The sequence below is a fragment of the Kamptonema animale CS-326 genome (assembly GCF_028330895.1).
GTDB lineage: Bacteria > Cyanobacteriota > Cyanobacteriia > Cyanobacteriales > Microcoleaceae > Kamptonema > Kamptonema formosum.
The window spans coordinates 1-7,287 of record NZ_JAQMUA010000264.1 but is presented as its reverse complement, the minus strand read 5'-3'; the positions used below and the strand labels follow the sequence as shown (position 1 = coordinate 7,287).

Genomic DNA, 7,287 nt, shown 5'->3' with positions numbered 1-7,287 from the left:
TACAGCACTTCCGGATGTTATGAGGTACAGTAGAACAACTACAGACTATTTTCAGGGGCGATCGCGCTAACGGTACGTAGCCCTAGCTTCAACCCTATGAACTCCGCCGGTAGGTAGTGGCGATCGCCAACTAATCGGTTAAGGGTGAGATCCGGTAAGTCCTGTTCTTTAAATTTCTTGGGTGGTCTGCTTTTGTATGTACCTCATATTTCTGATAAAAGCTATGTGTAAGCCACTTGTGTACGTTGCGATCGCTATTTCATAAAAGGTCTTAGCCCAACTATGTACCGAAGAACATAATTTTCAACAGTCCGAAGTATTGAGAGAATCAACTAAGAAATAATATACCATGAAAGCATATTCAGTAGATTTGCGAAAAAAAATAGTAGCAGCACATCAAGAGCAGAAGCTGTCGATCCGAGCAACAGCAGCAATATTTGCTGTGAGTAAAAGCTTAGTTCAAAAGCTTGTTAAACAACAAAAAATAGAGGGGAATTTACAGCCCAAGCCCAGAGGAAAACCGAGGTACAGTCATTTGAATAACGCCCGAACAGAGTTAAGAGAAATAGTGGTAGCACATCCCGATGCAACCTTAGTAGAGTTGTGTGAGCTATTTGCCCACAAAACTGGAAATTGGGTGAGTAAAACAGCAATGTGTAGCGCGTTACAGAAGTTAAGATTAAATCGCAAAAAAAAACGTTCAGGAGTAGCCAAGCAGGGACAAAAAGAGTGATGAAGTTAAGGTTAGAGTATTGGGAAAAAGTCAAGAATATCGAGCAAAAAAACCTAGTATTTCTGGATGAGACTGGAGTCTTGCTAGGTTTAAAACGAACTCATGCACGTTCGGAACGAGGAACTAGAGCCTATGGAGTCAAACCTTTTTATCGAGGGGAAAAAGTCACAGTAATTGGTGCAATTAGTCTCCAGGGAGTAGTGGCATTAATGACAATGGATAATTCGATGGATAGCAAAGCATTTGAGGTATTTATCGAGAAATGTTTGGTGCCACAATTGTGGTCGGGAGCAGTAGTAGTTATGGATAATTTACCCGCTCATAAACTAGCTTCTATTAAGCCTATGATTGAAGCTGTGGGTGCTTCTATATTGTGTTTATCCCCCTACTCTCCTGATTTTAATCCGATTGAATTATGGTGGTCTCAGCTTAAATCTTTGTTGCGACAGTTTTCCCCAACCACCACTAAAATGGTTGACACCATAATTGCTGTGGCTCTTGACTTAATGAATCCGAAACATTTAAAAAATTGGTTTACTAACTGCTGCTACTGTACCTCATAACATCCGGAAGTGCTGTAATACCGCTGGCACTTTGCTTTTGAAGGTCACAGAGGGATCTCTTATAAACATCTAAACATCTAAACATTTCGATGTTTAGATGTTGTAGTGTAAGATTGAGTAGATGAACTTAGTGGTAAACCTATGATCGTGACAGTCGCCTCATTTAAAGGCGGGGTCGGAAAGACAACTACAGCACTGCATTTGGCCGCTTACTTACAAACTAAAGCACCCGCACTCTTAGTGGACGGCGACCTCAATCGCAGCGCTTTGGATTGGTCGGCTCGCGGCTCTCTGCCGTTCAAAGTGGTGGATGAGAAGCAAGGCGTTAAGTTTGCTAGGGACTACGAACATATCGTCATTGACACGCCAGCTAGACCGGCACCGGATGAACTCAAAACCCTAGCAGAAGGGTGCGATTTGTTGATCTTGCCGAGTTCTCCCGATGCAATGGCCCTGAGCGCCATGCTGCAAATGGTCGAGGCTCTGCATTCGCTTTCGTCCAATTACCGCATTTTGCTCACACTCATCCCACCAGCTCCGAGTAAAGTGGGGATTGAGTGCAGGGCAACCATTGAAAAAGCTGGACTGCCCATCTTCAAGTCTGACGTAAGGCGGCTGGCGGTATTTCAAAAGGCAGCCCTCGCAGGGGTTCCCGTGAGCGCTGTTAAAGATGCCTACGCTAAAGCAGCTTGGGGTTGTTACCTCGCCGTCGGCAAGGAGATTTTGCCATGAGTCGCTTTGATGATTTGCTAAAAGCTAAGAAACTCAAGCCGGGTGAACCTGAACCCTCCCCCAGTTCTGCACTGTCCAAAAGCAAAGACCCCAATTTTGTCCGCACTACTGTTTACTTGCCAAAGCAATTGCATCGCCAGCTTAAATCTGCTGCTGCACAGTCAGGCTCCGAAATGAGTTCCCTTGTTGAAAAGTCCGTTGCTCAATACCTCCAGCAGTTCGATGCCCATGAACATCTAAATATTTAGATGTTTGAATGTTTAAACATCTGACAAGGTTGCCCCTGAAACCGAATGACTAGGACTTACGCATTGACAAAATAACTTATGAATATCGGGAACAGATCGTTTAATTCTCCATATCGCTCCTTATCTCAAGCCAGTTGGCATCAAGCGTGAGAGAGCTAAACATACGGATCATCAAAATTTTATCGGCTGAGTCAGGGTGAATGCGTTTCCCGTCTGAATTTGGTGTATGTTTTAGCCTATACCTACAACAAAACTGGTGTTTGAGAACGCTCGCGAGTACCAACCCAAGCAGAAGTCACAGTGAAACACCCCGACCAAGACATATTTAGTACCCTAAATCCAGCGTATAGTGGAAATCCGGTCTTTGCCAGACACGAGACTTTTCATCCCCGGTTTGGCTGGCTCAAAAAGGGTTTTGATGCAGCCACACAAGATTCAGAAGTATTCTTGCGGGAAGATGCCCCAGTGCGGCTAGGTGTTGGAAAAAACATGGTGAATGCCATTCGCTACTGGTGCAATGCCTTCAAAGTGCTACCAGATCATGCCTCCTCAGACAATGGCGATCGCCTCTTAAAAGATGATGGTTGGGACCCCTTCAGTGAAGATCCCGCAACACTATGGCTACTGCACTGGAACCTACTCAAACCGCCCTGTCTGGCAACAGCTTGGCATTTTACGTTCAACGTTTTTCGGGCAGTGGAATTTTCCCAAGACGAATTATTCAATGCTTTATGCGATTACAGAGATAGTGTGGCACCTCGCATCGCCGAGTCTTCCCTGAAAAAGGATGTCACCTGTATTTTGCGAATGTATGTGGAACAAGGAACTCCCAAGACCGGTGTAACTGAGGACAGCCTGGATTGTCCCTTTACTGAACTGGGAATCATTCGCACAGCCGGAGACTCCAGGCACTACACATTCCGAGTTGGTCAAGCGAGGAATTTACCAGCAGAGATAGTCGTTTCAGCCTGCTTAGAATATGCTAGCTGGGTTGGTCGCGGGTCAAGGACTATAGCCATCTCTCGCCTCCTTTACGATATTGGCAGCCCCGGTATGGCATTTAAGCTTGGACAGAGTGCTATCTGCGACGCAATTGAACAGGTGGCAAGACATTCGGACTCAATCCAACTGTCTGAATCGGCTGGTTTAATTCAATTTTCCTTTACGAACGATCCAGAGAAGCTAGCTCTTGATATCCTAGATAAGTATTACAAAGGGAGACGGTACGCGAGAGTAAAACGATGAACAAACCGTTATCTCAATACTTCAGCCTCAATCGTCGCTACTCTCGTTCCATCAACATCGAGCGGGATTTAGAAAAAATCGATGCCTTGCTGGGATATATCCCAACTGAGAGGTCAGTCAATGCCCTCAGACGCATCCTAGCTGGATTAACTGAAAAGCAATCCAGAAGCGCTTGGACTTTAACTAGCGTCTATGGTACGGGAAAATCTGCCTTTGCCCATTTTCTGGCATCTCTGTGCGCTCCCCAAAGCAGTCAGATGCGCCAAAAGGCGCTAGAAATTGCATCAGAACCATTAGGTTCGGATAGTTCTGAGTACCTCGCTTTAAAAGAGAATATACCGAGTCAGGGGTTGTTTCGAGCCGTAGCTACAGCACAGCGGGAACCACTCTCGCATACAATTGTGCGTGCTTTAGAACAAGGAGCAAACGTTTTTTGGTCAGTTCAAGATAGAAATAAATTAGACGCAGCTAAAAAACTGGTAGATATTGCAGGACTTGTTGCAAAAGGAGGGGCAGTAGATAGTCGGAAAGTCCTCAACTTAGTGCAGGAAGTAGCCGCATCTGCGAAAACAGATATGCTGCTAATTATTGACGAACTGGGCAAAAATTTAGAATTTGCTGTCCAAAACCAAGGCGCTGAAGACTTATATCTGTTGCAGCAACTTGCTGAACTGTCAAGAGATAACGGTTCTCAGGTTTATATAGTAGGTCTGTTGCACCAAGCATTTACCGATTATGGCGAAAGATTAGCCTCTGTACAGCGCAACGAATGGGCGAAGATTGAGGGAAGATTTGAGCATATATCATTTAATGATTCTCCAGTACAGATGATGCGATTGATTGGTCAAGCAATCAATCGCTCTAATGCAGAAGCAATTCTCTGTGCCATCAATAGCCAAGCCGCAGAATGGTTGGAGGGTTTGCCAAGTGACATCAAGGATGATTTTACACTCAACTTGCTGGATGAGGTCTACCCGCTGCATCCCATCGTAGCGTTGGTGTTGCCAATTCTCTGCACTCGCTATGCCCAAAATGACCGATCGTTATTTACATTTCTCACTAGCGCTGAACCCTATTCTTTTAGGAATTTTTTAGAGGAAACTGCGGTTGTATATTGCTTGCCCGAAAGGGGGAAAGAGTCTCTGCCGACGCTGAAGTTGGATAGAGTTTACGACTATTTCATCGAAGCGGTGGGGATGGGTTTAGCTTCACGACCAAATCTCCAGCGGTGGGTAGAAATTCAGAATTTAATTGACGATGCTAAACGTAAAGATACTGATAGTCTGCGAGTTTTAAAAGCGATTGGGATTTTAAACCTCGTGACTACTACAGGTGCGGTGATGGCAACTCGTACTTTGGTGTCGCTAGCGATGTGTGACAGTCCTTCTGACACTACCTTGAGTCACTGGCAACAAGTAATTGAAAATCTTATACAGAAGGGTCTTGTCAATCATCGGCGACAACTGGACGAGTTGCGGATTTGGGAAGGTTCAGACTTTAATGTCGATCTTGAACTGACAAAATATCTCGAACAAGAGCGATCTTCTTTAGTCAATCTTCTTTCCGCCATCCGTCCCCTCACACCCTTGGTTGCTCAGCGTCACAGCTACAAAACAGGTACCCTACGTTACTTTGAGCGTAGGTATCTTGATGGTTTAGAAGACTTAAAAAAACTGCGATGTGCCAGCAATGGCGGCGATGGTTTGGTGGGGTATTGGGTTGATGAAGCTAGCCTAACTGATGTGCCATCTACTGCGGCTGATGGGACTCCGCTGATTGTGTTGCGTGCTGCCAAACTAGATTTACTGCGAAGCAGAGCGAGGGAATTTGCAGCACTGAAAAAAATTCAAACCAGTGCTCCTGAGTTGCAAACTGATGGGGTAGCAAGGAAGGAAGTTCGATATCGGTTGGTTCAAGCAGAACAATTGTTAGATGAAACACTCTCACAAGCTTTTGATGTGGCAGATCCAAAGAGCTGCTGTTGGATACAGGGAAAACAAGAAACAATCAGCCACGTTACAGATTTAAACGGTAAGCTTTCGGATGTCTGCGATGAGGTTTATAGTCAAGGTATTATCCTTTGGAATGAGTTAATTAATCGGCGTGAATTAACTTCTCAAGGTGCTAAAGCCAGACGGGAACTGATTGAAGCAATGCTTGAAACGAGCGAGCAAGAACGACTGGGTTTGCAGGGATATGGCCCTGAAGTTAGTATGTATTTTTCTGTGCTGAAGAACACAGGTATTCACAGGTCTGAAGATGGAGACTGGGGATTTTTCCCACCTCAAGAAGACTCTGGGGTGTTGACTGGATGGCAGGTAATTGAGGCGTTCTGTCTTTTTGCCAAGGACAAACAGCAGACTTTAGACAATCTTTATAAGCAATTAGAAGCACCGCCAATTGGAGTAAAACGGGGTGTAATTCCGGTGCTACTAGCGGCTGTTTTGTTGTACCACATTGATGATGTTGGCGTATACAAAGACGGCACGTTTATCCCGGTGTTGGGAGCAGAACATTTTGAGCTGTTGGTTAAAGACCCTTCCCGGTTCGCTGTTAAATATTTTGAAGTGGTGGGAGTGCGATCGCAAGTCTTCAAAGAACTGGAAGCGATATTGCGATCGCCCAACTCTCAAATGCCACCGGGAATTAGAAATACTACGCTGCTGACGGTAGTTAGACCCTTATTCCAGTTTGTCAAAAAGCTGCCCGCCTACACTAAGAAAACCAAACGCCTCAGTTCGGAAGCACTAGCTGTTTTGCAAACCTTACAGCAGGCACCCGAACCTGATGAACTCCTATTTACAGCCTTACCCCAAGCTTGCGGGTTGCCGCCTATTGGTACTGATAAGGCTGACGATGGCACAACAGCTAAAACCCTCCGCAAAAAGTTGGTTCAAGCGCTCCGCGAAATTCAGACAGCCTATGATGAATTATTGAGAGAATGTCAAAACCTTCTCTACGATGCGTTCGCTGTTCGCGGTAGCGAAGCAAAGCTGCGGGAAGATTTACGGGTTCGTTCCCATCATCTCATGGGACAGTCTATTGAAAGAACTCTTCATAGTTTCACAGTAGCAGCAGCAGATGAAACCGCAGCGGCTCAGGAATGGTTAGAAGCTCTAGTGATGATTGTAGCTGATAAACCCGCTGAGTCTTGGACAGATGAGGATGTTACGAAGTTTGCAGTTAATCTGAGTGACATCTCCAGACGCTTCAAAAACTTGGAAGCTTTACAGAAGGAGGTTGTTGCCAAAGGTGCGGGTTTTGATGCCCGCAGAATTACAGTCACTCGTCCTGATGGTCAAGAAATTCATCAGATGGTTGGAATTGACCGCGATCGCCAAGACCAAGTTGACCATTTTGTTAACAAGTTTCTTGCAGAACTACCCGAAAACTCTCAAATACGGCAAGCTGTAGTTGTCAAGCTTGCTGAGAAGATTTTAGGCGCGGTGTCTCAGGAGAATATTGCTCAGATGCGGGGAAAACATAAAAATCGAGAGTCTGGGCAAGAAACGAGCCATGCCTAATTTGTCATATAGTATTAGTCCATGAGTTTTATTCCCCGCTTCTCCTACAATCACGAACTGGTTAGGCATTTAGGAGTCATTGAGGGTGCGCGTGCTGTCATCGAGGTGTTACCGCTGCCACCCGATACCACTCTACGCCTGCGCCACGATGCTTTGCAAAGAAGTACGCGCAGCTCGACTCAAATTGAGGGTAATCCCTTGGATGAAGCGGCGGTGCGACGTGGGGGGGGGGGGGGGGGGGG

7 protein-coding genes are annotated in these 7,287 nt (G+C 45.7%); all 7 read left to right on the top strand.

Going from position 1 to position 7,287, the window contains the following annotated elements; all coding sequences use genetic code 11:
* Nucleotides 1-349 precede the first annotated feature (349 nt).
* A complete protein-coding gene (locus PN499_RS15400; protein WP_272032875.1) occupies nucleotides 350-733 on the top strand; it encodes an IS630 transposase-related protein in 384 nt (127 codons plus the stop codon).
* Nucleotides 733-1,296 (top strand): IS630 family transposase, encoded by a 564-nt coding sequence (locus PN499_RS15395; protein WP_272032874.1) that lies wholly within the window; start codon nucleotides 733-735, stop codon nucleotides 1,294-1,296. Before PN499_RS15400 ends, PN499_RS15395 begins: the two co-directional genes overlap by 1 nt.
* Nucleotides 1,297-1,437: 141 nt before the next feature.
* Entirely contained in the window at nucleotides 1,438-2,028 is a 591-nt protein-coding gene (locus tag PN499_RS15390; protein ID WP_272032873.1) for a ParA family protein, read from the top strand.
* Entirely contained in the window at nucleotides 2,025-2,276 is a 252-nt protein-coding gene (locus PN499_RS15385) for a ribbon-helix-helix domain-containing protein (RefSeq protein ID WP_272032872.1), read from the top strand. Before PN499_RS15390 ends, PN499_RS15385 begins: the two co-directional genes overlap by 4 nt.
* A gap of 300 nt (nucleotides 2,277-2,576) precedes the next feature.
* Complete coding sequence (locus tag PN499_RS15380; RefSeq protein ID WP_272032871.1) at nucleotides 2,577-3,521, top strand: DUF4007 family protein; 945 nt, start codon at nucleotides 2,577-2,579, stop codon at nucleotides 3,519-3,521.
* Entirely contained in the window at nucleotides 3,518-7,045 is a 3,528-nt protein-coding gene (locus tag PN499_RS15375; RefSeq protein ID WP_272032870.1) for a hypothetical protein, read from the top strand. The genes PN499_RS15380 and PN499_RS15375 overlap by 4 nt, the downstream gene beginning before the upstream one ends.
* Before the next feature lie 21 nt (nucleotides 7,046-7,066).
* On the top strand, nucleotides 7,067-7,287 hold a 221-nt coding region (locus tag PN499_RS15370; RefSeq protein WP_272032869.1), incomplete at its 3' end, for a hypothetical protein.

Bases quoted from the DNA above. Each gene is read 5' to 3' on its own strand.
- PN499_RS15395 (WP_272032874.1), top strand. From the start codon at position 733: ATGAAGTTAAGGTTAGAGTATTGGGAAAAAGTCAAGAATATCGAGCAA.
- PN499_RS15385 (WP_272032872.1), top strand. From the start codon at position 2,025: ATGAGTCGCTTTGATGATTTGCTAAAAGCTAAGAAACTCAAGCCGGGT.
- PN499_RS15375 (WP_272032870.1), top strand. From the start codon at position 3,518: ATGAACAAACCGTTATCTCAATACTTCAGCCTCAATCGTCGCTACTCT.
- PN499_RS15390 (WP_272032873.1), top strand. From the start codon at position 1,438: ATGATCGTGACAGTCGCCTCATTTAAAGGCGGGGTCGGAAAGACAACT.
- PN499_RS15400 (WP_272032875.1), top strand. From the start codon at position 350: ATGAAAGCATATTCAGTAGATTTGCGAAAAAAAATAGTAGCAGCACAT.